Source organism: Pseudomonas sp. FW300-N2F2, from assembly GCF_017351655.1.
Taxonomy (GTDB): Bacteria; Pseudomonadota; Gammaproteobacteria; order Pseudomonadales; family Pseudomonadaceae; genus Aquipseudomonas; species Aquipseudomonas fluorescens_AA.
Window position 1 is genome coordinate 756,985 of the sequence record NZ_JACNDQ010000002.1, and the last position, 21,653, is coordinate 778,637.

Sequence of the window (21,653 nt, forward strand, 5' to 3'; positions counted from 1 at the left end):
CGTTTTACTCCTTTTCGGACTGCCCAATACTGCGTTCGATCAATTTTTCTATCGGCGCGTCGAAGGGAAGGGCTCGGTGAGGGTTGGATCTGCACGAGGGACTGCTCCCGTGGGAGCCAGGCTTGCTCGCGATGTCGGCAATGCGGTCCCGAGGCAGACTGCCTTGTCGTTCATCGCAGCCAAGCCTGGCTTCCACAGGTGCAGGCTTGCTCTTACAGCGTAGGTGGCTTCAAAGAAAACGGGTAAAAAAACCTCGGCCATCAGATCGAGGTCGCTCAGTCGAGCCCATCCAGAAACTGCGCCGGGGCATTGGAGTGTCCAACGAAACCGCTGTGCCAGCAAAAAATCGGCAAGAGGCCTGGCCTAGAGCCTTGAAGGATTGATGGCAAATAGCTATCTTTGCCACTCGCTCATCTAATCATCTATATCAATATTGGTTAGACAATCGCTCCCTCCATAGATAGCTGCGTCAGTTCCCATCGCTCGCGGCTGATTACCAAAGGAATGTCATGAATTCTTGGTTCGCGAATATGAGCGTTATGCTCAAGTTGGCTTTGGGCTTTGCCGTTGTGCTGCTGCTGACCGCTATCCTGGCCGCGAGCGGCTGGTTCAGCCTGGGAAAAATGGTCGAGCGCACTGATCGAATGACCAGCATTACCGAACTTGGCGACCGCCTCGATCACCTGCGCAGGGCTCGCTTGCAATACCAGCTGGACAAGGGCGATGAGCAAAAGGGGGCATTGATCCAGGCGTCGCTGGAGCAGTTTGTCGCCAAGCAGAAAAGCCTTGCGAACGAGTTGAGAAAGCCTGAAAACCTGAAAAAGCTTGCGCTGATCGAGCAGGCCAGCAAGCAGTATCAAGTGGCCCTGAATACGATGCGCGAGGCTTATCGCAATGACGCGGCCATGCGCAAGGAGATGGGCGTCAATGCGGTCAAGGGCGCCGCGCTGATTGCCAAGGTCATCAATGACGTAGAGGCAATGCCTGCCTCGGATGAGCGCCGTTTCGAGTTGTACCGGATCATTCTCAAGGCCAAGGAGGACGTGGCGCTGGTGCGTTATGAAGTGCGTGGCTACACCGGCAACCCCAACAGCGCCACCGAACAAGCCGCCACCCGCCAGCTCGAAAATGCGCTCAAGGGCATCGAAACCCTTAATAGTGCTTTCGGCCCGAGCTATGCCGACACCATCAAGCAGCTGGAAACTGCACTGATTGCTTACCGCCATTCGGTGCAGAACTTCACCGCCAGTAACCAGGCCATTGGCAAGGCTGTGCAGGACACCATCGATTTGGGTGACACCATCACCCGTCTGACTGAGGAAATGTATGCCAGCCAACTGACCTCCCGTGACGAAGACAGCGCTCAGGCCCGCATCCTGCAGTTGAGCTGTACGGCCTTGGCGATGTTGTTGGGGATTCTTGCGGCCATGATCATCACTCGCCAGATTACGCGGCCATTGCAGGACACATTGGCTGTGGTCGATCGCATTGCAGCAGGCGACCTCACCCAAGACATGGTCGTGACCCGTGGTGATGAACTGGGTGTCCTGCAGCAAGGTATCCAGCGCATGGGCACCACGTTGCGCGAGCTGATCGGTGGCATCCGCGATGGCGTCACCCAGATCGCCAGCGCCGCCGAAGAGTTATCGGCGGTCACCGAGCAGACCAGTGCCGGGGTCAATAGTCAGAAGACCGAGACCGACCAGGTAGCCACCGCGATGCAGGAAATGTCGGCCACCGTGCATGAAGTCGCGCGTAATGCCGAACAGGCTTGCGCAGTCGCGTCAGAGGCCGATGCACAGGCCCGTATCGGCGACCAGGTGGTCGCCCAGGCCATCGTTCAGATCGAGCGCTTGGCCGGCGAAGTCGGGCGCTCCGTCGACGCCATGGATGAGTTGGAACAAGAAAGCGCGCGCATCGGCAAGATCATGGACGTGATCAAGGCGGTGGCTGAGCAGACCAACTTGCTGGCCCTTAACGCCGCCATCGAGGCCGCTCGCGCGGGTGACGCCGGGCGCGGTTTTGCCGTGGTCGCCGACGAAGTGCGGGGCCTGGCCCAGCGTACCCAGCATTCCACCGAAGAGATCGAAAGCCTGGTGGCGGGCCTGCAGAACGGCACGCGCCAGGTGTCGAGCATCATGCGAAACAGCCGCGAACTGACCGACAGCAGCGTAGAACTGGCCGGCAAGGCCGGCATCTCCCTGGGCAACATCACCCAGGCGGTTTCCGGCATCCAGGCCATGAACCAGCAGATTGCCGCTGCTGCGGTGCAACAAAGCTCGGTGGCCGAGGACATCAGCCGCAGTATTCTGAGCGTGCGCGATGTATCCGAACAGACCGCCTCGGCCAGCGAAGAAACCGCCGCTTCCAGCATCGAGCTGGCGCGCCTGGGTAACCAGTTGCAGCAACTGGTCAGTCACTTCAAAGTGTAAAAACCGGCAAAAAAAAGCCCCGAACCAGTCGGGGCTTCAGATCGTCGGCTTTGCGGTTAGTTTTTATCCGGTCCGCAAGGGCCGCTTACTCGAGGCAAGCGTGTGAATCAGTGGAACTGTTCTTCTTCGGTGGAGCCGGTCAGTGCGGTCACCGACGAAGTGCCGCCCTGGATCACGGTGGTCATGTCGTCGAAGTAACCGGTGCCCACTTCCTGCTGGTGAGCCACGAAGGTGTAGCCCTTGGCGGCGTCGGCGAATTCCTGCTCTTGCAGCTTCACGTAGGCGGTCATGTCGTTGCGGGCGTAGTCGTGCGCCAGGTTGAACATGCTGTGCCACATGTTGTGAATGCCGGCCAGGGTGATGAACTGGTGCTTGTAGCCCATGGCGGACAGTTCGCGCTGGAACTTGGCGATGGTCGCGTCGTCCAGGTTTTTCTTCCAGTTGAAGGAGGGCGAGCAGTTGTACGACAGCAGTTGGTCCGGGTATTCCTTCTTGATCGCTTCGGCGAAGCGACGGGCTTCGTCCAGGTCCGGCTTGGCGGTTTCGCACCAGATCAGGTCGGCGTACGGCGCGTAGGCCAGGCCACGGGCGATGGCCTGGTCGAGACCGGCACGCACCTTGTAGAAGCCTTCCTGGGTGCGGGTACCGGTCACGAACGGCTGGTCGTACGGGTCGCAGTCGGAGGTCAGCAGGTCAGCGGCGTTGGCGTCGGTACGGGCCAGGATGATGGTCGGTACACCGGCAACGTCGGCGGCCAGGCGGGCAGCCGTCAGCTTCTGCACGGCTTCCTGGGTTGGAACCAGAACCTTGCCGCCCATGTGGCCGCATTTCTTCACCGAGGCCAGTTGGTCTTCGAAGTGAACGCCGGCGGCGCCTGCTTCGATCATGCTCTTCATCAGCTCGTAGGCGTTCAGGACGCCGCCGAAACCGGCTTCGGCGTCAGCCACGATCGGCGCGAAGTAGTCGATGTAGCCTTCGTCGCCCGGGTTCTTGCCGGCTTTCCACTGGATCTGGTCGGCGCGACGGAACGAGTTGTTGATGCGCTTGACCACGGTTGGAACCGAATCCACCGGGTACAGCGACTGGTCGGGGTACATCGACTCGGCGGAGTTGTTGTCCGCAGCCACTTGCCAGCCCGACAGGTAGATCGCCTGGATGCCCGCCTTGACTTGCTGCACTGCCTGGCCGCCGGTCAGGGCGCCCATGCAGTTGACGAAATCTTTCTCGGGACGGAAGGCTGGCTTGGCGCCCTGGGTGACCAGGTTCCACAGCTTCTCGGCGCCCATTTTCGCAAAGGTGTGCTCAGGTTGAACCGAGCCACGCAGACGGACGACGTCAGCAGCGGAATAATTGCGCTTCACGCCTTTCCAGCGCGGGTTTTCAGCCCAGTCTTTTTCAAGGGCTGCAATTTGCTGTTCGCGTGTCAGTGCCATGGAGATAAACCTCGTCGCATAGGTCTTGGTGGAAAATTCCTGCTCCTGCCGACCAGGGGTTGGCGTACAAGTCGGTTCAGGCGAGGTGGCGACGGGATGAACGATGGGCTCGAGGGGAAAGTGAGCAGGTAGGGGCGAACTGCGGGCGCATTCGGGCGTCGTGGGCCTTCAATACGAACTCAGAGTGATGCCGGGTTACCTAGTTACGCTTCCGTCCCTCGGGACAACTTCGTTCCAGTCGCAACCTCGTCAAACACACCTTGTGGGCGGTACAGACACGAATCGGCTCGCAGGGTAATTGCAAGCGTCGACCCGAAGGCCCTTGCCAGGGCCCCTGATTAGCGGGAGCGAGGCCATCATGCCTTCGGTTTTTTGGCTCGTCAAACGTTTTGTAGTGCTTTTTTATAGCACTACATCTTTGGTCTAATACGACTCATCAGTCAGTTTTTGGTGCTTCAGTTCAGGGTGTCGACCTTGACCCGCAAAATCATGTCGTCGCGGCCCTGGGTCGAGTAGCTGCGGGTCAGGCCTTGTTTGTCGGCCTGAGTCTGGCGATTCACGCCGGCCAGGGTGATCCATTCGCCGAGGCGTCCGCTGACAGTTGTGTCGGTACTCTGAACGTTCACTACATCGGGACGTTCCTGGCTCATGCGGTCACGATTGGTGCTGATGCTCAGATGAACGGTCTCGCCGGTGACGCTGGCGGTCACATAGAAACCCTGGGTGACGTTGCGGTACTCAGTCTGGCTCTGCATGCGGCCGTAGTTGTCGGTCTGGTTGCTAGTGAATGGCACGCTCTGGCCTACCTGGATCAGCGCCGGCTGGCCTTCACTGGCCTGCACCTGCTGTACGCCGCCGTCACGGCTGGCGGTGCTGCGGTTGATGATGCGGGTCTGGCTGGGGGCGGCGCCGTTGATCGAGTAACCCTGGTCGCCCTGGAGGTTGTTTTCGTTGGTGTCGACCGTGATCAGCAGGCGCTTGGGGGCGGTGTCCAATTGGGCCAGGAATTGCCGCAGCTCTTCGATCTTGCCGGGCTCGGCGTTGACGATCAGTTGGTTGCCGTAGGCGCTGACCTGGCCGTCCTTGCCAATGAAATTCTGCGCCACCGGCAGCAGGTCGGCGCTGGTACGGTAGTTCAGCGGCACGATTTGCGTATCGGCCATGACCGACAGGCTGCAACCGAGCAGCAGGGTGATCAGGAGGGTGCGTAGAGGCATGTCCATTTCTCCGCGAGACAAAGGCTTGATATTGCCAGTTTGTCGGCCCCGGATGGGGCAAGTTGAATGGTAGACGGCAAAACGCCCCGGCATCGGGGGATGGCGGGGCGTTTTGGTAAGGCTTGAGGGCCTCATCGCGAGCAAGCTCGCTCCCACATGGGGGCAGGTGTACATGAATCATGGGTTCACCGCCGGCCTCCTGTGGGAGCGAGCTTGCTCGCGATGGCCGCACTGCGGTTTCAGGCCGAGCGCCGCACCATGTCCACGTGAGGAATCCCCGCTTCCAGGAACTCCTCGCTGACCACTGCAAACCCCAACCGCTCGTAGAACGGCGTGGCATGCACCTGGGCGCTGAGCATCTGCTGCTTGAGCCCACGCTTCTCGGCTTCGGCGATCACCGCCTGCATCAGCGCATCGCCCACCTTCAGGCCGCGCCAGTCCTTGAGGACCGAGACACGGCCGATGTGGCCGTCGGTCAACAGGCGCGCGGTGCCGATGGGGAAATCGCCTTCAAACGCCAGGAAATGCACCGCGCCCTGGTCGTCGGCATCCCATTCCAGCTCGGGCGGGACGGACTGCTCGGCGATGAACACGGTCTCACGAATGCGCCGGATCTCGGCGTTATCCTTTTGCCAGTCTGCGACACGAACGTGAATTTTATTCATCGGCGAACCCCAGGCTGCCTTGCTTGACCAGCTCGCAGATCAGGCTGCGACCGTCTTCGTCGGCCAGCCACGGGCCGAGGTTTTCGCTGTGCAGGGCGTCGGCGGCGCAGATCATTTTCAGCAGTTCGCGCAGCTTGCCCGGCAGGTAACGGCTCTGGCCGCTGGCGAACAGCAACAGGTCGTCGTCGACTTCCGACCAGGCCAGGCGCGCGCTTGGGTTGCGGATGATCACCGCGCCTTGCTCCAGGCCGGCCAACAGCTCGTCATCTTCCATTTCCGGACCCACCACCAGTTCCGGGTAGCGCGGCTCGGTCATGAACTGGCCGAACCAGGTCAGCAGCAGGCGCTCGTCGCTCATGTGCTCGGCCAGCAGGCCCTTGAGGCGGTCGAGGGCGTCCTGCTGGATCTGGTGCGGGTCGGCCACCGGGCGCGCGTCGGCGTCGGTGTAGCGTTCTTCGTCCGGCAGGAACTGGCTCAGGAAGTCGGTGAAGTGAGTCAGCACTTCAGCGGCGCTTGGCGCGCGGAAACCCACCGAGTAGGTCATGCAGTCGTCCACGGCCACGCCGCAGTGCGCCAGGCGCGGCGGCAGGTAGAGCATGTCGCCCGGCTCCAGGATCCACTCGTCGGTGGCTTCGAAGTCGGCGAGGATGCGCAGGTCGGCGTGCTGCAGCAGCGGGCTTTCGGAGTCGCACATCTGGCCGATTTTCCAGTTGCGCTGGCCATGGCCTTGCAGCAGGAACACGTCATAGTTATCGAAATGCGGACCCACGCTGCCACCGGGGGCGGCGAAGCTGATCATCACATCGTCGATGCGCCAGCTCGGCAGGAAGCGGAAGTTCTCCAGCAGTTCGCCGACTTCCGGTACGAACTGATCGACCGCCTGCACCAGCAGGGTCCACTCGCGCTCCGGCAACTTGCTGAATTCGTCTTCGGCGAACGGGCCGCGACGCATTTCCCAAGGGGTCTCGCCGTGCTCGATCACCAGGCGCGATTCGACTTCTTCTTCCAGGGCCAGGCCGGCCAGTTCATCGGCGTCGATCGGGCTCTGGAAGTCAGGAATCGCCTGACGGATCAGCAGGGGTTTTTTCTGCCAGTAGTCGCGCAGGAATTCCCGTGCCGTGATGCCGCCCAGGAGTTGCAGAGGAATATCAGGATTCATGTGTAACCTATTGAAAAAATATACTTTTCAGACGCGAATAAAAACGCCCGGCGCGGCCGGGCGTCTCAAAGGTAAAGCCGTGGATCAGATGCGCTTGGCTTGTGCCGCCGCGTTGCCGATGTAGCTGGCCGGCGTGAGCTTCTTCAGCTCCGCGCGGGCCTCGGCAGGCATGTCCAGGCCATCGATGAAAGTCTGCAGCGCTTCAGGGCTGATGCCCTTGCCGCGGGTCAGTTCTTTCAGCTTTTCATACGGGTTTTCGATGTTGTAGCGACGCATCACGGTCTGGATCGGCTCGGCGAGAACTTCCCAGCAAGCGTCGAGGTCGGCGGCGATCTTCTGCTCGTTCAGTTCCAGCTTGCTGATGCCCTTGAGGCTGGCTTCGTAGGCAATGACGCTGTGGGCAAAACCCACGCCCAGGTTGCGCAGCACGGTGGAGTCGGTCAGGTCGCGCTGCCAGCGGGAGATCGGCAGTTTGCTCGCCAGGTGCTGGAACAGCGCGTTGGCGATGCCCAGGTTGCCTTCGGAGTTTTCGAAATCGATCGGGTTGACCTTGTGCGGCATGGTCGAAGAACCGATTTCGCCGGCGATGGTGCGCTGCTTGAAGTAGCCCAGGGAGATATAGCCCCAGATGTCACGGTCGAAGTCGATCAGGATGGTGTTGAAGCGCGCGATCGCATCGAACAGCTCGGCGATGTAGTCGTGCGGTTCGATCTGGGTGGTGTACGGGTTGAAGCTCAGGCCCAGCTCGTCTTCGATGAAGGCGCGGGCATTGGCTTCCCAGTCGATGTCCGGGTAGGCCGACAGGTGGGCGTTGTAGTTGCCCACGGCGCCGTTGATCTTGCCCAGCAGCGGCACGGCGGCCACTTGGGCGATCTGGCGCTCCAGGCGGTAGACCACGTTTGCCAGTTCCTTGCCCAGGGTGGTCGGCGAAGCCGGTTGACCGTGGGTGCGCGACAGCATCGGCACGTCGGCGAAACGGATCGCCAGTTCGCGGATGGCCTGGGCGGTCTGGCGCATCAGGGGCAGCATCACCTCATCACGGCCTTCGCGCAGCATCAGGGCGTGGGACAGGTTGTTGATGTCCTCGCTGGTGCAGGCAAAGTGGATGAACTCGCTGACATTGGCCAGCTCCGGCAGCTTGGCCGCCTGCTCCTTGAGCAGGTATTCGATGGCCTTGACGTCGTGGTTGGTGGTGCGCTCGATCTCTTTGACGCGCTCGGCGTGCTCCAGCACGAAGTTTTCTGCCAGCGCGTTCAACACCGCGTTGGCTTCGGCGGAAAACGCCGGCACTTCGCCGATGGCAGGGTGGGCGGCCAGGCGCTGGAGCCAGCGCACTTCAACCAGGACGCGGGCACGGATCAGGCCGTACTCGCTGAAAATCGGGCGCAGGGCCTGGGTTTTGCCGGCGTAGCGGCCGTCAACAGGGGAAACCGCAGTGAGCGAAGAGAGCTGCATGGGGTGTTCTCGGACAGTCGGGCAACGAAATGGGGCGCGTATCATACATGAAAACAAGTGCCGGTCCGTCGCCAACTGACCGGCGTGCTACGCGTGACAAGCTAAAACTGTTTATTACCTGTGGCGAGGGAGCAAGCGCCTTCGCCACAAAAAAGCAGGTCGAGGCGACTTATTCGTTGCGCATCAACGGGTAAAGCTCTTTCAGCAATTTGCGGCGGCTGATCACCAGTTGCCAGCGATGGCCACCCAATTGCCGCCAAAGTCGTGCCGAGCGAATCCCGGCTAGCAGCAGGGCGCGGATCTTCGAGGCATTGCTTGGCTGTTGCAGGTTGCGCATGTCGCCATGCACCTGGATGCGCTGGCGCAAGGTGCTCAGGGTGTCCTGGTACAGCGAACCGCAGGCCGCGACGACGTTTTCGTGAGCCGGGCCGAAGTGCTCGACCTGGGACTGGATCTGCGGCAAGCGTTTGCCGATGGTCTCCAGCAGGTCGTCGCGTTTGGCCAGCTGGCGCTCAAGGCCCAGCATCGACAGGGCATAGCGCAGCGGCTCGCGTTGCAAGGCGCTGGGATCGCGCTCCAGGGCGCCGATCAGCGCACGATAGCCTTCGCGCAGGTTCAGGTCGTCGCCGCCATAGACTTCCAGGGTGTCCTTGGGGTCGCGAACCAGCAGGCTGCCGAGCATGCAGGCCACGCCCGCTTCGGTGGCCTGGCCGGTCTTGGCGATCCTGTCCACCAGCACGGCGGCGAGAAACACGCCGCCCAATGCCGTCAGTTGTTCCTGGATTGGGTTCATGCCTGGCTGCTCCAGGGCTCTGCGACTTCGATCACGCCGCCGCCCAGGCAGATGTCGCCATCGTAGAACACCACGGATTGGCCGGGTGTGACCGCCCGCTGCGGGTCATCGAAGGTGGCGCGATAGCCCGTGGCGGTTTTTTCCAGGGTGCAGGGTTGGTCGCTCTGGCGGTAGCGAACCTTGGCCGTCAGGCGGCGTGGTTCGCTGAGGTCGATCGGGTTGACCCAATAGATCTCGGAGGCGAGCAGGGCGCGGGAAAACAGCCAGGGATGGTCGTTGCCCTGGCCGACGATCAACTCGTTGTGTTCCAGGTCCTTGACCAGCACGTACCACGGCTCTTCCCCGGCGTCTTTCAGCCCGCCGATGCCCAGGCCCTGGCGCTGGCCGATGGTGTGGTACATCAGGCCATGGTGGCGGCCGATGACTTCGCCTTCAGTCGTCTTGATCTCGCCCGGCTGGGCTGGCAGGTATTGCTTGAGGAAGTCGCTGAAACGGCGCTCGCCAATAAAGCAGATCCCGGTGGAGTCCTTCTTCTTGGCGGTGGCGAGCTGGTGTTTTTCAGCAATCGCGCGCACTTCGGGCTTTTCCAGTTCGCCTACCGGGAACAGGGTCTTGGCGATCTGCTCGCCGCCCACGGCGTGCAGGAAGTAGCTCTGGTCCTTGTTCGGGTCCAGGCCCTTGAGCAATTCGGTGCGGCCATCGATGTCGCGGCGGCGCACGTAGTGGCCGGTGGCGATCAGGTCGGCGCCCAGCATCATGGCGTAGTCGAGGAACGCCTTGAACTTGATTTCGCGGTTGCAGAGGATGTCCGGGTTCGGCGTGCGACCGGCCTTGTATTCGGCCAGGAAGTGCTCGAACACGTTGTCCCAGTACTCGGCCGCGAAGTTGGCGGTGTGCAGCTTGATGCCGATCTTGTCGCACACGGCCTGGGCGTCCGCCAGGTCATCCATGGCGGTGCAGTATTCGGTTCCGTCGTCTTCTTCCCAGTTCTTCATGAACAGGCCTTCCACCTCATAACCCTGCTCGATCAGCAGAAGGGCGGAAACGGAAGAGTCCACGCCGCCGGACATGCCGACAATGACGCGCTTCTTGGGTGTGTCAGAAGGGGCTGGATCACGCATAGGAATTCAATGAGTGTCTTGAAAAAGGACGCGATTCTATCAGGCCCGGGCGCGCAAGGCTAAAGAGAAGGACGGATCAGCGTCAGACTGTGGCAATGGCCGGCCAGATAATCGTCGATGCAACGGATGATCAGCTCGCTGCGCCAGTGCTCGCGCCGTTCGAGCAGTTCGTCGCGGGTCAGCCATTTGGCGCCGAGGATGCCGTCGTCCAATTGATACTCGGGGTGGTGTTGCAAGGCCTTGGCGGCGAAACAGACGCGCTGGTAGGTCACGCCGTTGCTGGGGGCGGTGTACAGGTAAATGCCTACCACGCCGGTGGGCTCGACGTCCCAGCCGGTTTCTTCCAGGGTTTCGCGCACGGCGGCTTCGATCAGCGTTTCGTTCGGGTCCAGGTGACCGGCCGGCTGGTTGAGCACCGCGCGTCCGCCCTTGGATTCTTCCACCATCAGGAAGCGGCCGTTGTCCTCGACGATGGTGGCGACGGTGATGTGGGGTTGCCAGTCCATGGGGTTCCTTTATTTCTCGCAGGGAATATGGGCCACCGTGGAAGCGAGCTTGCTCGCGATAGCGGTGGTCAGTCGATATTAAATGAATGACCAATCGCCGTCCCGAGCAAATGTCCATGCCTATGCTCATGTTTCCCTGGTCAGCGATGCTGGCCCGTGCAAGGTTTGGACGTCCTTAAAGGGCAATGCATATCGCATTGGGAAAGTGGTGTTCGTTGTAGGTGAATGCTCGGATATCGCACAGTCTGCTGGTAAAGGATTTAATTGTCATGGTGACCTGTTTATTGAGCGTGTCGTGATCGAATTCAACGATAGCCGTCGTTTCCGAAAACCCGTCTTTTATAGTCAGGCTTGTGATTCCGGGGGGATAGCCCTTGTCCGGTGTAAGGTAGTAGTTGGTGGCCGCACTTGGATTGCCCTCGCCGTGTCGATCAACTCTTTTTACTTTTCCTGGGGACTCTTCCAGGTATACATCGCAGCCCGAAAAATAGAGATTGACGTTGGATAAAAAAGAAAATTTATCCGTGTCTGCGAAAACGATTTGCGACACCTTTTTTGGGGGGGCGGGATGCACAGGGTCGGCTGAAGAGCATTGAATGATCTGGCCGTTGATCTGAACCTCGCACTCCCTGTCGGCCTCATCTCTCTTGCCCTCGGCCTGTTCTCCCGGCTTGCGCATTGTAAGTTCGATCATGCGGAGAAAATCATCGAATATGAAATAGAACGCTTCGACGGAGGCACCCGGTGAGTGGGTGGAATAGGTGACCTGATTTCCAAACTTGGTCGCATTGAATCGGTATTCGGCGGATGCGCTTTTAAACAGTAATTCATGGGAGGCAGTGGCGTAGCTGTATCGCTGGCCATGGTCATTGGTACGAACATCGGTAGAGTATCTTCCACCCGTAGAGCTGATCTTGCTCACTTCATAATAGGCAAAGGGCTCATTGTCATGGTCTCTTTTATAGAGGGTTGGGGAAACTGTCAGCTCCAGAAAGCTCCAGTTACCAATAGAGAAGTGCCTTTGGGCGGGTAGGGTTACTTGCGCATTGCTTTTCATGGTGTGCTTCCTCAACGGATGCGAATCAGGTAATGAGTTTTTAGCGTGTCGTTCGTTAAAAACTCAGACCAGGAAGGATTGCTATCGCTACGCAGGCGATTCGAGCAACCCGGTTTCGCTCCACTTGAGGTCGATACAACTGTAGGCAGTTCAGAATGCTGCCCGATCTGACGCTCTCTCGTTCTCTTGCCGAGACTTCCCGCATCCACGAAGGCTGAAAGCGTGTGTTGGTCACACCAATGGGTTCAGCGCTCGTGGTTCACTTCATGCGCCTTCAGTGAAGAGGGCGTACTTAGAACGATGCTTTTAAGGCTAGGCTGTCTGATTGTACTGTCAAGGTCAGCCAGGGCAGCCAATGGGGTGGGTCAAGAGAGGTTGGAGAGCGCCTGTGCTCGTGTGGGAGCTGAGCTTGCTCGCGATAGCGGTGGGCCTGCTTGCATCGCGGTTGAACATGCAGCCGTCATCGCGAGCAAGCTCGGCTCCCACAGGAGGGTTTGGCATGTCTGGAAACACAAACCCCGGCACTAGGCCGGGGTTTGTGATGTTCCCTTACAACCTTACACCAGCGCAGCAATCGCCGCGTTGAAGGTGGCGCTCGGGCGCATGGCCTTGCTGGTCAGCTCGGGGTTGGCGAAGTAGTAACCACCGATGTCCACGGGCTTGCCTTGCACGGCATTGAGTTCGGCAACGATCTTTTCTTCGTTGTCGGTCAATGTCTTGGCCAGAGACGCGAACTGGGCCTTGAGGGCTGCGTCGTCGTCCTGGGCGGCCAGTGCCTGGGCCCAGAACAGGGTCAGGTAGAAGTGGCTGCCACGGTTGTCGATGCCGCCGACCTTGCGCGAAGGCGACTTGTTGCGGTCCAGGAACTCACCGGTAGCCTGGTCCAGGGTCTTGGCCAGCACCAGGGCTTTCGGGTTGTTGTAGGTCACGCCCAGGTGCTCGAGGGATGCAGCCAGGGCCAGGAACTCGCCCAGGGAATCCCAGCGCAGGAAGTTTTCTTCCAGCAACTGCTGAACGTGCTTGGGTGCCGAGCCGCCGGCGCCGGTTTCGAACAGGCCACCGCCGTTCATCAGCGGCACGATCGACAGCATCTTGGCGCTGGTGCCCAGTTCCATGATCGGGAACAGGTCGGTCAGGTAGTCGCGCAGCACGTTGCCGGTCACCGAGATGGTGTCCTTGCCTTCGCGGGTGCGGCCCAGGGTGAACTTCATCGCGTCGACAGGCGACATGATGCGAATGTCCAGGCCGCTGGTGTCGTGGTCCTTCAGGTAGGTCTGGACTTTCTCGATGACGACGCCGTCGTGGGCGCGCATCGGGTCCAGCCAGAAGATCGCCGGGGTGCTGCTGGCGCGGGCACGGTTGACGGCCAGTTTGACCCAATCCTGGATCGGCGCGTCCTTGGTCTGGCACATGCGGAAGATGTCGCCAGCCTCGACGTTCTGCTCCAGCAAGGTGCGACCGGTGTTGTCCGAAACGCGGACCACGCCGTTGGCCTTGATCTGGAAGGTCTTGTCGTGGGAGCCGTATTCTTCGGCTTTCTTGGCCATCAGGCCGACGTTCGGCACGCTGCCCATGGTGGTTGGATCGAAGGCGCCATGTTGCTTGCAGTCTTCGATCACCGCCTGGTAGATGGTGGCGTAGCAGCGATCCGGGATCACGGCCTTGGTGTCGTGCAACTGGCCATCGGTGCCCCACATCTTGCCGGAGTCACGGATCATGGCTGGCATCGAGGCGTCGACGATCACGTCGCTCGGCACGTGCAGGTTGGTGATGCCTTTGTCGGAGTTGACCATCGCCAGGGATGGGCGCGCCGCGTAGACCGCCTGGATGTCGGCTTCGATCTGCGCCTGTTGCTCGGCCGGCAGGGCCTTGATGCGGGCGTACAGGTCGCCGATGCCGTTGTTCAGGTTGAAGCCGATCTGCTCCAGCACTTGTGCGTGCTTGGCCAGGGCGTCTTTATAGAACTCGGCAACGATCTGGCCGAACATGATCGGGTCGGAGACCTTCATCATGGTGGCCTTGAGGTGAACCGACAGCAGCACGCCTTTTTGCTTGGCGTCTTCGATTTCAGCAGCGATGAAGTCGCGCAGGGCGTTTTTGCTCATCACGGCGCAGTCGAGGATCTCACCGGCTTGTACGGTGGTTTTTTCCTTCAGGACAGTGGCAGTGCCGTCCTGGGCGATCAGCTCGATTTTCACACTGCCGGCGGCGTCGATCAGGGCGGCTTTTTCGCTGCCGTAGAAATCGCCGGTGCTCATGTGGGCTACGTGGGACTTGGAGTCCGCGGCCCAGGCGCCCATCTTGTGCGGGTGCTTGCGCGCGTAGTTCTTGACCGACAGCGGTGCGCGGCGGTCGGAGTTGCCTTCGCGCAGGACCGGGTTCACGGCACTGCCCTTGACCTTGTCGTAACGGGCGCGAGCGTCTTTCTCGGCATCGGTGGTCACGGTTTCCGGGTAGTCCGGCAGTGCGTAGCCCTGGGCCTGCAATTCCTTGATCGCGGCCTGCAGTTGCGGCACCGAGGCGCTGATGTTCGGCAGCTTGATGATGTTGGCTTCAGGCGTAACGGCCAGGTCGCCCAGTTCGGCGAGGTGGTCGGCTACGGCTTTGTCACCCAGTTGCTCGGGGAAGCTGGCCAGGATGCGCCCTGCGAGGGAGATATCGCGGGTTTCCACGGCGATATCGGCCGAAGCGGTAAAGGCTTCGACGATCGGCAGCAGCGAATAGGTGGCGAGGGCAGGCGCTTCGTCGGTGAAGGTATAGATGATCTTCGAGCGGGTGGGCATATTCGGATTAACTCTCTTCTTTGCTAAAGCATGCGCAGAAACTCGAGGGGCGCCGGGTAAGCGCGTTCGTTCAAAGTCATCCGTGAACCGAATGTCGAGGTTTCTTCGCGGTGATGTTGGGTGCATCAGTCGAGCGTCAAGCGGTTGGGCCGCGGTAACGGTCCGGCTTTTAAGTTGGCGGAAAGTCCTGTGATAGAGCCGTCAGCCGTCGTGACCCTGTGGTCAGCGGCGGCATTATACATAGGTAGCTGGCGATCTGCCGATGGTTCATAGACTTCCGTACACGTCCATTGGTCTAAACGTCGCAGTACCCCAGGGGCGGACTATGCTCATGTTTGGCGCTTTTCCCTTGGTTTTCAGGATTGTACACGGCGAAGTTCACCGCTTTGCCGCTGATGGGCCTAACGTAGGGTTTGCGCGCCGATTCAACTGGGGTACGCTCGAACGCAGCCAGATGTTCAATCCAAGCAATGGAGTTCAGCATGGGGTATCAAAAGATTCAGGTTCCAGCCGTCGGTGACAAAATCACCGTCAATGCAGACCATTCTCTTAATGTTCCCGACAACCCGATCATCCCCTTCATCGAAGGCGACGGCATTGGCGTCGATATCAGTCCGGTCATGATCAAGGTTGTGGACGCTGCGGTTCAGAAGGCCTATGGCGGCAAGCGCAAGATTTCCTGGATGGAAGTCTATGCCGGTGAGAAAGCGACCCAGGTCTACGACCAGGATACCTGGCTGCCCCAGGAAACCCTGGATGCGGTCAAGGACTACGTGGTTTCCATCAAGGGCCCGCTGACCACGCCGGTCGGTGGCGGTATCCGTTCGTTGAACGTAGCGCTGCGCCAGCAGCTCGACCTGTATGTCTGCCTGCGTCCGGTGCGCTGGTTCGAAGGTGTGCCAAGCCCGGTCAAGAAGCCTGGCGACGTGGACATGACGATCTTCCGCGAGAACTCCGAGGACATCTACGCGGGCATCGAGTGGAAAGCCGGCTCGCCCGAAGCCACCAAGGTCATCAAGTTCCTGAAAGAAGAAATGGGCGTGACCAAGATCCGTTTCGACGAGGATTGCGGCATCGGCGTCAAGCCGGTTTCCAAGCAGGGCACCAAGCGCCTGGCTCGCAAGGCCCTGCAATATGTGGTCGACAACGACCGCGATTCGCTGACCATCGTGCATAAAGGCAACATCATGAAGTTCACCGAAGGTGCCTTCAAGGAATGGGCCTACGAAGTGGCGGCCGAAGAGTTCGGCGCGACCCTGCTCGACGGCGGGCCGTGGATGCAGTTCAAGAACCCGCGGACCGGCAAGAACGTCATCGTCAAGGACGCCATCGCCGATGCGATGTTGCAGCAGATCCTGTTGCGTCCGGCCGAGTATGACGTGATCGCCACCCTGAACCTGAACGGTGACTACCTGTCCGACGCCCTGGCGGCGGAAGTGGGCGGTATCGGTATCGCGCCGGGCGCCAACCTGTCCGACACCGTGGCGATGTTCGAAGCCACCCACGGTACCGCGCCCAAGTATGCGGGCAAGGACCAGGTCAACCCGGGCTCGCTGATTCTGTCGGCGGAAATGATGCTGCGCCACATGGGTTGGACCGAAGCGGCCGACCTGATCATCAAGGGCACGAACGGCGCGATTTCGGCCAAGACCGTGACCTATGACTTCGAACGCCTGATGGAGGGCGCCAAGCTGGTATCGTCCTCGGGCTTCGGTGATGCCCTGATCTCGCACATGTAAGCGAATCGGCGCTCAACGCGAATGCCCGGCTCGAGTGATCGAGCCGGGCATTTTCATTCAGGCGGGGTGGCGACTGCCGGTCAGTGGGTCTCGGTGACCCTGACAATGACATTGACAGGGGCGGGCGCGTCTTCGGCGAGGACAACCTTGATGTTGATCGCGTGCAGGCCCTTGGGCCCCTGGATGACGTTGAATGTCACCGGTTGCCCGGCCTTCAGGGTCTTGTAGCCGTCCATCTCGATCGCCGAAAAATGGGCGAACAGGTCTCCAATATCCTTGCCGTCCGCAAGAATGAAACCGTAACCCTTGGCATTATTGAACCATTTCACCTTACCCTTCATCTTGACGACCGACATAACCCATTTCCCTCTGCAACGCACTCCATCACTGGAGTATCATCCAGTCCATCCGCAGGTTAATCTTCTTGTACAGGATAGATTCCACGGACCTTTTTAACCCACGATGGGCTCTATTGGTTGTAACACCGTTTTCCCGATAGTCAAGGTGGCTCCGGTGGTCGTGGTTGAAATCGCCCACAAGCGCCCCCATCACTGTATTCGCCAACTAAACGAACCTTTCTTTCCATGCATGCAGTCAGCCAGATTCGACTAACATTCAATCAGGATCGCCCGGATCTACACGACGACGATTCCGCAGGCATTGCTGTTCAGGAAGCAAAGCCCGCATTACAGGCGCCACCGATGTACAAGGTGGTTTTGTTCAACGATGACTACACACCGATGGATTTCGTCGTCGAAGTGCTCGAGGTGTTTTTTAACCTGAATCGGGAGCTGGCGACCAAGGTCATGCTGGCCGTCCATACAGAGGGACGGGCAGTATGTGGAGTGTTTACCCGCGACATCGCCGAGACGAAGGCCATGCAGGTCAACCAGTACGCCCGGGAAAGCCAGCATCCGCTACTCTGTGAAATCGAGAAGGACGGTTAACGCCGACCACTTGGGTATGAGGTGAAGCTATGTTAAACCGCGAGCTCGAAGTCACCCTCAATCTTGCCTTCAAGGAGGCTCGTTCGAAGCGTCATGAATTCATGACCGTCGAGCACCTGCTGCTGGCCCTATTGGATAACGAGGCTGCAGCCACCGTATTGCGTGCCTGCGGCGCGAACCTCGATAAACTCAAGCATGATCTGCAGGAGTTCATCGACTCCACCACGCCATTGATCCCCGTGCATGACGAGGATCGTGAAACCCAGCCAACCCTGGGCTTCCAGCGTGTCCTGCAGCGTGCTGTCTTCCACGTGCAGAGCTCGGGCAAGCGTGAAGTCACCGGCGCCAACGTGCTGGTTGCCATCTTCAGCGAGCAGGAAAGCCAGGCGGTGTTCCTGCTCAAGCAGCAGAGCGTTGCGCGTATCGATGTCGTCAACTACATCGCCCATGGCATCTCCAAGGTGCCGGGGCATGGCGATCATTCCGAGGGTGAGCAGGATATGCAGGACGACGAGGGCGGTGAGTCTTCTTCTTCAGGCAACCCATTGGATGCCTATGCCAGCAACCTGAACGAACTGGCGCGCCAGGGCCGGATCGATCCGCTGGTCGGGCGCGAGGCGGAAGTCGAGCGCGTGGCCCAGATCCTGGCCCGGCGGCGCAAGAACAACCCATTGCTGGTGGGCGAGGCGGGCGTGGGCAAGACCGCGATTGCCGAAGGCCTGGCCAAGCGTATCGTCGACAACCAGGTGCCGGACCTGCTGGCCAACAGCGTGGTGTACTCCCTCGACCTGGGCGCCTTGCTGGCCGGCACCAAATACCGCGGTGATTTCGAGAAGCGCTTCAAGGCGTTGCTCGGCGAACTGAAAAAACGTCCGCAGGCGATCCTGTTCATCGACGAAATCCACACCATTATCGGTGCCGGGGCGGCGTCGGGCGGGGTCATGGATGCGTCTAACCTGCTCAAGCCGCTGCTGTCGTCGGGTGATATCCGTTGCATCGGTTCGACCACGTTCCAGGAATTTCGCGGGATTTTCGAGAAAGACCGTGCCCTGGCCCGGCGTTTCCAGAAGGTCGATGTGTCGGAGCCTTCGGTGGAAGACACCATTGGCATCCTGCGCGGCCTGAAGGGGCGTTTCGAGCTGCACCACAACATCGAATACAGCGATGAAGCCCTGCGCGCGGCGGCTGAACTGGCCTCGCGCTACATCAACGACCGGCACATGCCGGACAAGGCCATCGACGTCATCGACGAAGCGGGTGCCTACCAGCGCCTGCAGCCCGTGGAGAAACGCGTCAAGCGCATCGAAGTGCCTCAGGTCGAGGACATCGTGGCGAAAATCGCGCGTATTCCGCCCAAGCACGTCACCAGTTCCGACAAGGAACTGCTGCGTAACCTGGAACGTGACCTGAAGCTGACGGTGTTCGGCCAGGATGCGGCCATCGACTCGCTGTCGACCGCCATCAAGCTGTCCCGCGCCGGTCTCAAGTCGCCGGACAAACCGGTGGGTTCGTTCCTGTTCGCCGGTCCTACCGGGGTCGGCAAGACCGAGGCGGCGCGGCAGTTGGCCAAGGCGATGGGCATCGAGCTGGTGCGCTTCGACATGTCCGAGTACATGGAGCGCCACACCGTATCGCGTCTGATCGGTGCGCCTCCGGGCTATGTCGGTTTCGACCAGGGCGGCTTGTTGACCGAAGCCATCACCAAGCAACCGCACTGCGTATTGCTGCTCGACGAAATCGAGAAGGCGCATCCGGAAGTCTTCAACCTGCTCCTGCAGGTGATGGACCACGGTACGCTGACCGATAACAACGGGCGCAAGGCGGACTTCCGCAACGTGATCCTCATCATGACCACGAACGCTGGTGCCGAAACCGCAGCTCGCGCTTCGATCGGTTTCACCCATCAGGACCACTCGTCCGATGCGATGGAAGTGATCAAGAAGAGCTTCACGCCTGAATTCCGCAACCGCCTGGACACCATTATCCAGTTCGGTCGCCTCAGTCATGAAGTCATCAAGAGTGTGGTGGACAAGTTCCTTACCGAACTTCAGGCGCAGCTCGAAGACAAGCGTGTGTTGCTGGAGGTCACCGATGCGGCCCGCAGTTGGCTGGCCGAAGGTGGTTACGACGTGACGATGGGTGCGCGGCCGATGGCTCGCTTGATCCAGGACAAGATCAAGCGTCCGCTGGCGGAGGAGATCCTCTTTGGCGAGCTGGCCGAGCATGGCGGTGTGGTTCACATCGACATCAAGGATGGCGAACTGACCTTCGACTTCGAAACCACGGCCGAAATGGCCTGACCGTTGACTGCAACAAAGCAAAAGGCGCCGAAAGGCGCCTTTTTGCTGTTATTGGCGCCATCGCCAATCCCTGTGGGAGCGAGCTTGCTCGCGATGGCGGCGGCACATCCGGCATCAATGCAAGGCGACCCTCTGCTATCGCGAGCAAGCTCGCTCCCACAAGGAGGGCGGGGCTCATCAAATCCCAGGCAAACAAAAACGCCCGGCATCTAGCCGGGCGTCCTGTATTGACTTGTTAGCGAGCGCGGTAAGTGATGCGCCCTTTGCTCAAGTCATAGGGCGTCAGCTCGACGCGCACTTTGTCACCGGTAAGAATACGAATGTAGTTCTTGCGCATCTTGCCGGAGATATGCGCGGTTACGACGTGCCCATTTTCCAACTCCACACGAAACATGGTGTTGGGCAGGGTGTCGACGACAGTGCCTTCCATTTCGAAGCTGTCTTCTTTCGACATGCAGTAAAGCCCTCGGTATCCAGTGAATGGCCCGGTGCAACTGCGCCAGGCAAAAGCGGCGTGCATTGTGCCCGAAAAAGGGGGTTCAAGCCAAGGGGTTCTAGCTTTTAAGCCAAAGGCTTCTAACTCAGGACGACCCATCGCTGGTTAATCAGCAATTCGATAGGCCGATATTGGGTCTTGTAGTTCATTTTCTTGCAGTTCTTGATCCAGTAGCCCAGGTACACCGCTTCCAGTCCCAGGCGCCGGGCTTCGTTGATTTGCCAGAGAATGGCAAAGCGCCCCAGGCTGCGCCGTTCTTCCTCTGGCTCATAGAAGGTGTACACCGCTGAAAGGCCGTTGGGCAGCAGGTCCGTGACAGCGATGGCGAGCAGTCGTCCCTCCAGCCGGAACTCATAGAAGCGGGAAAACGGCAGGTCACGCACCAGGAAGGTCGAGAACTGATCCCGGCTGGGCGGGTACATGTCTCCATCGGCATGGCGTTGTTCGATGTAGCGTTGGTACAGGTCGAAGTATTCCTCGGTGAACTGCGGCTTGGCCGGGCGGACCTGAAGGTCGGCGTTGCGCTTGAAAATGCGTTTCTGCTGGCGATTGGGCAAGAATTGCGCCACGGGAATGCGCGCCGGGACGCAGGCGTTGCAATGCTGGCAATGGGGCCGATAGAGGTGATCGCCGCTACGACGAAAGCCCATTTCCGACAGGTCTGCGTAGACATGCACATCCATGGGCTGGCTAGGGTCGAGGAACAGCGTCGTGGCCTGCTCCTCCGGCAGATAACTGCAAGAGTGGGGCTGAGTGGCATAGAACTTCAAACGCGCCAACTCGGTCATGATCGGCCCTCGGAATAAGCTTTGGATTTAATTGTAAGCCAGGAGCGCGAATGTCGCTCAGCAAACCCATGTTGCCTGGTTGGGCAGGTCCAGATGTGCCTTTAGATAGCCCGCAAATTCGGTGCGTGGAATCGACCGAGCGCCCAGGCTGTGCAGGTGCTCGGTGGGCATCTGACAGTCGATCAGCACGAAACCGGCGGCCTTGAGGTGTTGGACCAGGGTGGCGAAGCCGAATTTCGACGCATTGTCGGCCCGGCTGAACATGGACTCGCCAAAAAACAACTGGCCCATGGCCAAGCCATACAGGCCGCCCACCAGCACCCCCTGGTCCCAGACTTCCACCGAATGGGCGAAACCGCGTCGGTGCAGTTCCAGATAAGCGGTTTGCATGGCGTCGGTGATCCAGGTGCCCTCGGCATAGTCGCGCGGCGCCGCGCAGGCCTGGATGACCGCGGCAAAATCCTGATCGAACGTCACGTCATAGCGCTGCTTGCGCAACAGTTTGCCCAGGCTGCGGGATATGTGCAGTTCGTCGGGAAACAACACCGTGCGTGGGTCCGGCGACCACCACAGGATCGGTTGCCCCTCGGAAAACCATGGGAAGCAGCCGTGGCGGTAGGCCTGGATCAGCCGGTCGGCGGATAGATCGCCACCGGCGGCCAATAATCCGTTGGGATCGCGCATGGCTTTTGCCAGTGGCGGGAATTCGAGGCTGTTGCGTTGTAACCAGGTCAGCATGGGCGTCCGGCTTGTAGAAGGGGA

General features: G+C 60.0%; 18 protein-coding genes and 1 pseudogene. 5 read left to right on the forward strand and 14 right to left on the reverse strand.

Translation table 11 applies throughout. The features are described from left to right. Window positions 1–644: 644 nt before the first annotated feature. A pseudogene (locus J4E63_RS31310) lies at window positions 645–1,529 on the forward strand (methyl-accepting chemotaxis protein); the annotation flags it as partial. 198 nt (window positions 1,530–1,727) lie between these two features. After that, window positions 1,728–2,432, forward strand: coding sequence for a methyl-accepting chemotaxis protein (locus J4E63_RS31315; protein ID WP_404943341.1), 705 nt, complete (start codon window positions 1,728–1,730; stop codon window positions 2,430–2,432). A gap of 107 nt (window positions 2,433–2,539) precedes the next feature. Here the strand turns inward: J4E63_RS31315 and aceA are convergent, their stop codons facing one another. The 10 genes from aceA to J4E63_RS18130 form a co-directional block, all read right to left on the reverse strand. Continuing rightward, window positions 2,540–3,865: an isocitrate lyase gene (aceA, locus tag J4E63_RS18085; protein WP_014337679.1), complete on the reverse strand. Its 1,326-nt coding sequence runs from the start codon at window positions 3,863–3,865 to the stop codon at window positions 2,540–2,542. Between the two features lie 455 nt (window positions 3,866–4,320). After that, the gene (locus tag J4E63_RS18090) at window positions 4,321–5,082 is read right to left on the reverse strand and encodes a secretin N-terminal domain-containing protein (protein ID WP_207282851.1); all 762 of its coding nucleotides are present in this window, start codon (window positions 5,080–5,082) and stop codon (window positions 4,321–4,323) included. A gap of 239 nt (window positions 5,083–5,321) precedes the next feature. After that, window positions 5,322–5,747, reverse strand: coding sequence for a GNAT family N-acetyltransferase (locus tag J4E63_RS18095; RefSeq protein ID WP_207282852.1), 426 nt, complete (start codon window positions 5,745–5,747; stop codon window positions 5,322–5,324). Next, window positions 5,740–6,906 carry a cupin domain-containing protein gene (locus tag J4E63_RS18100; RefSeq protein ID WP_060741552.1) on the reverse strand — a complete coding sequence of 389 codons (1,167 nt, stop codon included), beginning with the start codon at window positions 6,904–6,906 and terminating at the stop codon, window positions 5,740–5,742. Before J4E63_RS18100 ends, J4E63_RS18095 begins: the two co-directional genes overlap by 8 nt. Window positions 6,907–6,990: 84 nt before the next feature. After that, window positions 6,991–8,361 carry an adenylosuccinate lyase gene (gene purB / locus J4E63_RS18105; RefSeq protein WP_092326728.1) on the reverse strand — a complete coding sequence of 457 codons (1,371 nt, stop codon included), beginning with the start codon at window positions 8,359–8,361 and terminating at the stop codon, window positions 6,991–6,993. Window positions 8,362–8,530: 169 nt separating this feature from the next. Further along, window positions 8,531–9,154 carry a high frequency lysogenization protein HflD gene (gene hflD / locus J4E63_RS18110; RefSeq protein WP_060741554.1) on the reverse strand — a complete coding sequence of 208 codons (624 nt, stop codon included), beginning with the start codon at window positions 9,152–9,154 and terminating at the stop codon, window positions 8,531–8,533. Next, the gene (gene mnmA, locus J4E63_RS18115) at window positions 9,151–10,275 is read right to left on the reverse strand and encodes a tRNA 2-thiouridine(34) synthase MnmA (protein ID WP_060741555.1); all 1,125 of its coding nucleotides are present in this window, start codon (window positions 10,273–10,275) and stop codon (window positions 9,151–9,153) included. The genes hflD and mnmA overlap by 4 nt, the downstream gene beginning before the upstream one ends. A gap of 59 nt (window positions 10,276–10,334) precedes the next feature. After that, on the reverse strand, window positions 10,335–10,781 hold the full coding sequence (locus J4E63_RS18120) for an NUDIX hydrolase (protein ID WP_207282853.1): 447 nt from the start codon (window positions 10,779–10,781) through the stop codon (window positions 10,335–10,337). Window positions 10,782–10,956: 175 nt separating this feature from the next. Further along, entirely contained in the window at window positions 10,957–11,838 is an 882-nt protein-coding gene (locus tag J4E63_RS18125; RefSeq protein WP_207282854.1) for a hypothetical protein, read from the reverse strand. A gap of 557 nt (window positions 11,839–12,395) precedes the next feature. Next, on the reverse strand, window positions 12,396–14,621 hold the full coding sequence (locus J4E63_RS18130) for an NADP-dependent isocitrate dehydrogenase (RefSeq protein ID WP_207282855.1): 2,226 nt from the start codon (window positions 14,619–14,621) through the stop codon (window positions 12,396–12,398). A 482-nt stretch (window positions 14,622–15,103) separates the two neighbouring features. Here J4E63_RS18130 and icd point away from each other — a divergent pair, with 482 nt between their 5' ends. Continuing rightward, window positions 15,104–16,360, forward strand: a complete 1,257-nt coding sequence (icd, locus tag J4E63_RS18135) for an NADP-dependent isocitrate dehydrogenase (protein WP_060741560.1) — start codon at window positions 15,104–15,106, stop codon at window positions 16,358–16,360. 80 nt (window positions 16,361–16,440) lie between these two features. Here icd and J4E63_RS18140 read toward each other — a convergent pair whose 3' ends face one another. Then, window positions 16,441–16,716, reverse strand: coding sequence for a cold shock domain-containing protein (locus J4E63_RS18140; RefSeq protein WP_404943337.1), 276 nt, complete (start codon window positions 16,714–16,716; stop codon window positions 16,441–16,443). A gap of 228 nt (window positions 16,717–16,944) precedes the next feature. Between J4E63_RS18140 and clpS the strand changes: the two genes are divergently transcribed. Further along, complete coding sequence (gene clpS, locus J4E63_RS18145) at window positions 16,945–17,307, forward strand: ATP-dependent Clp protease adapter ClpS (RefSeq protein ID WP_003180089.1); 363 nt, start codon at window positions 16,945–16,947, stop codon at window positions 17,305–17,307. Window positions 17,308–17,336: 29 nt separating this feature from the next. Further along, window positions 17,337–19,607: an ATP-dependent Clp protease ATP-binding subunit ClpA gene (gene clpA / locus J4E63_RS18150; protein ID WP_072406802.1), complete on the forward strand. Its 2,271-nt coding sequence runs from the start codon at window positions 17,337–17,339 to the stop codon at window positions 19,605–19,607. A 235-nt stretch (window positions 19,608–19,842) separates the two neighbouring features. Here the strand turns inward: clpA and infA are convergent, their stop codons facing one another. The 3 genes from infA to aat form a co-directional block, all read right to left on the reverse strand. Beyond that, on the reverse strand, window positions 19,843–20,061 hold the full coding sequence (gene infA, locus J4E63_RS18155; protein ID WP_002553999.1) for a translation initiation factor IF-1: 219 nt from the start codon (window positions 20,059–20,061) through the stop codon (window positions 19,843–19,845). A 122-nt stretch (window positions 20,062–20,183) separates the two neighbouring features. Further along, window positions 20,184–20,891 (reverse strand): arginyltransferase, encoded by a 708-nt coding sequence (locus J4E63_RS18160; RefSeq protein ID WP_192260947.1) that lies wholly within the window; start codon window positions 20,889–20,891, stop codon window positions 20,184–20,186. Between the two features lie 57 nt (window positions 20,892–20,948). Continuing rightward, window positions 20,949–21,629 carry a leucyl/phenylalanyl-tRNA--protein transferase gene (aat, locus tag J4E63_RS18165; RefSeq protein ID WP_207282856.1) on the reverse strand — a complete coding sequence of 227 codons (681 nt, stop codon included), beginning with the start codon at window positions 21,627–21,629 and terminating at the stop codon, window positions 20,949–20,951. Between the last annotated feature and the right edge of the window lie 24 nt (window positions 21,630–21,653).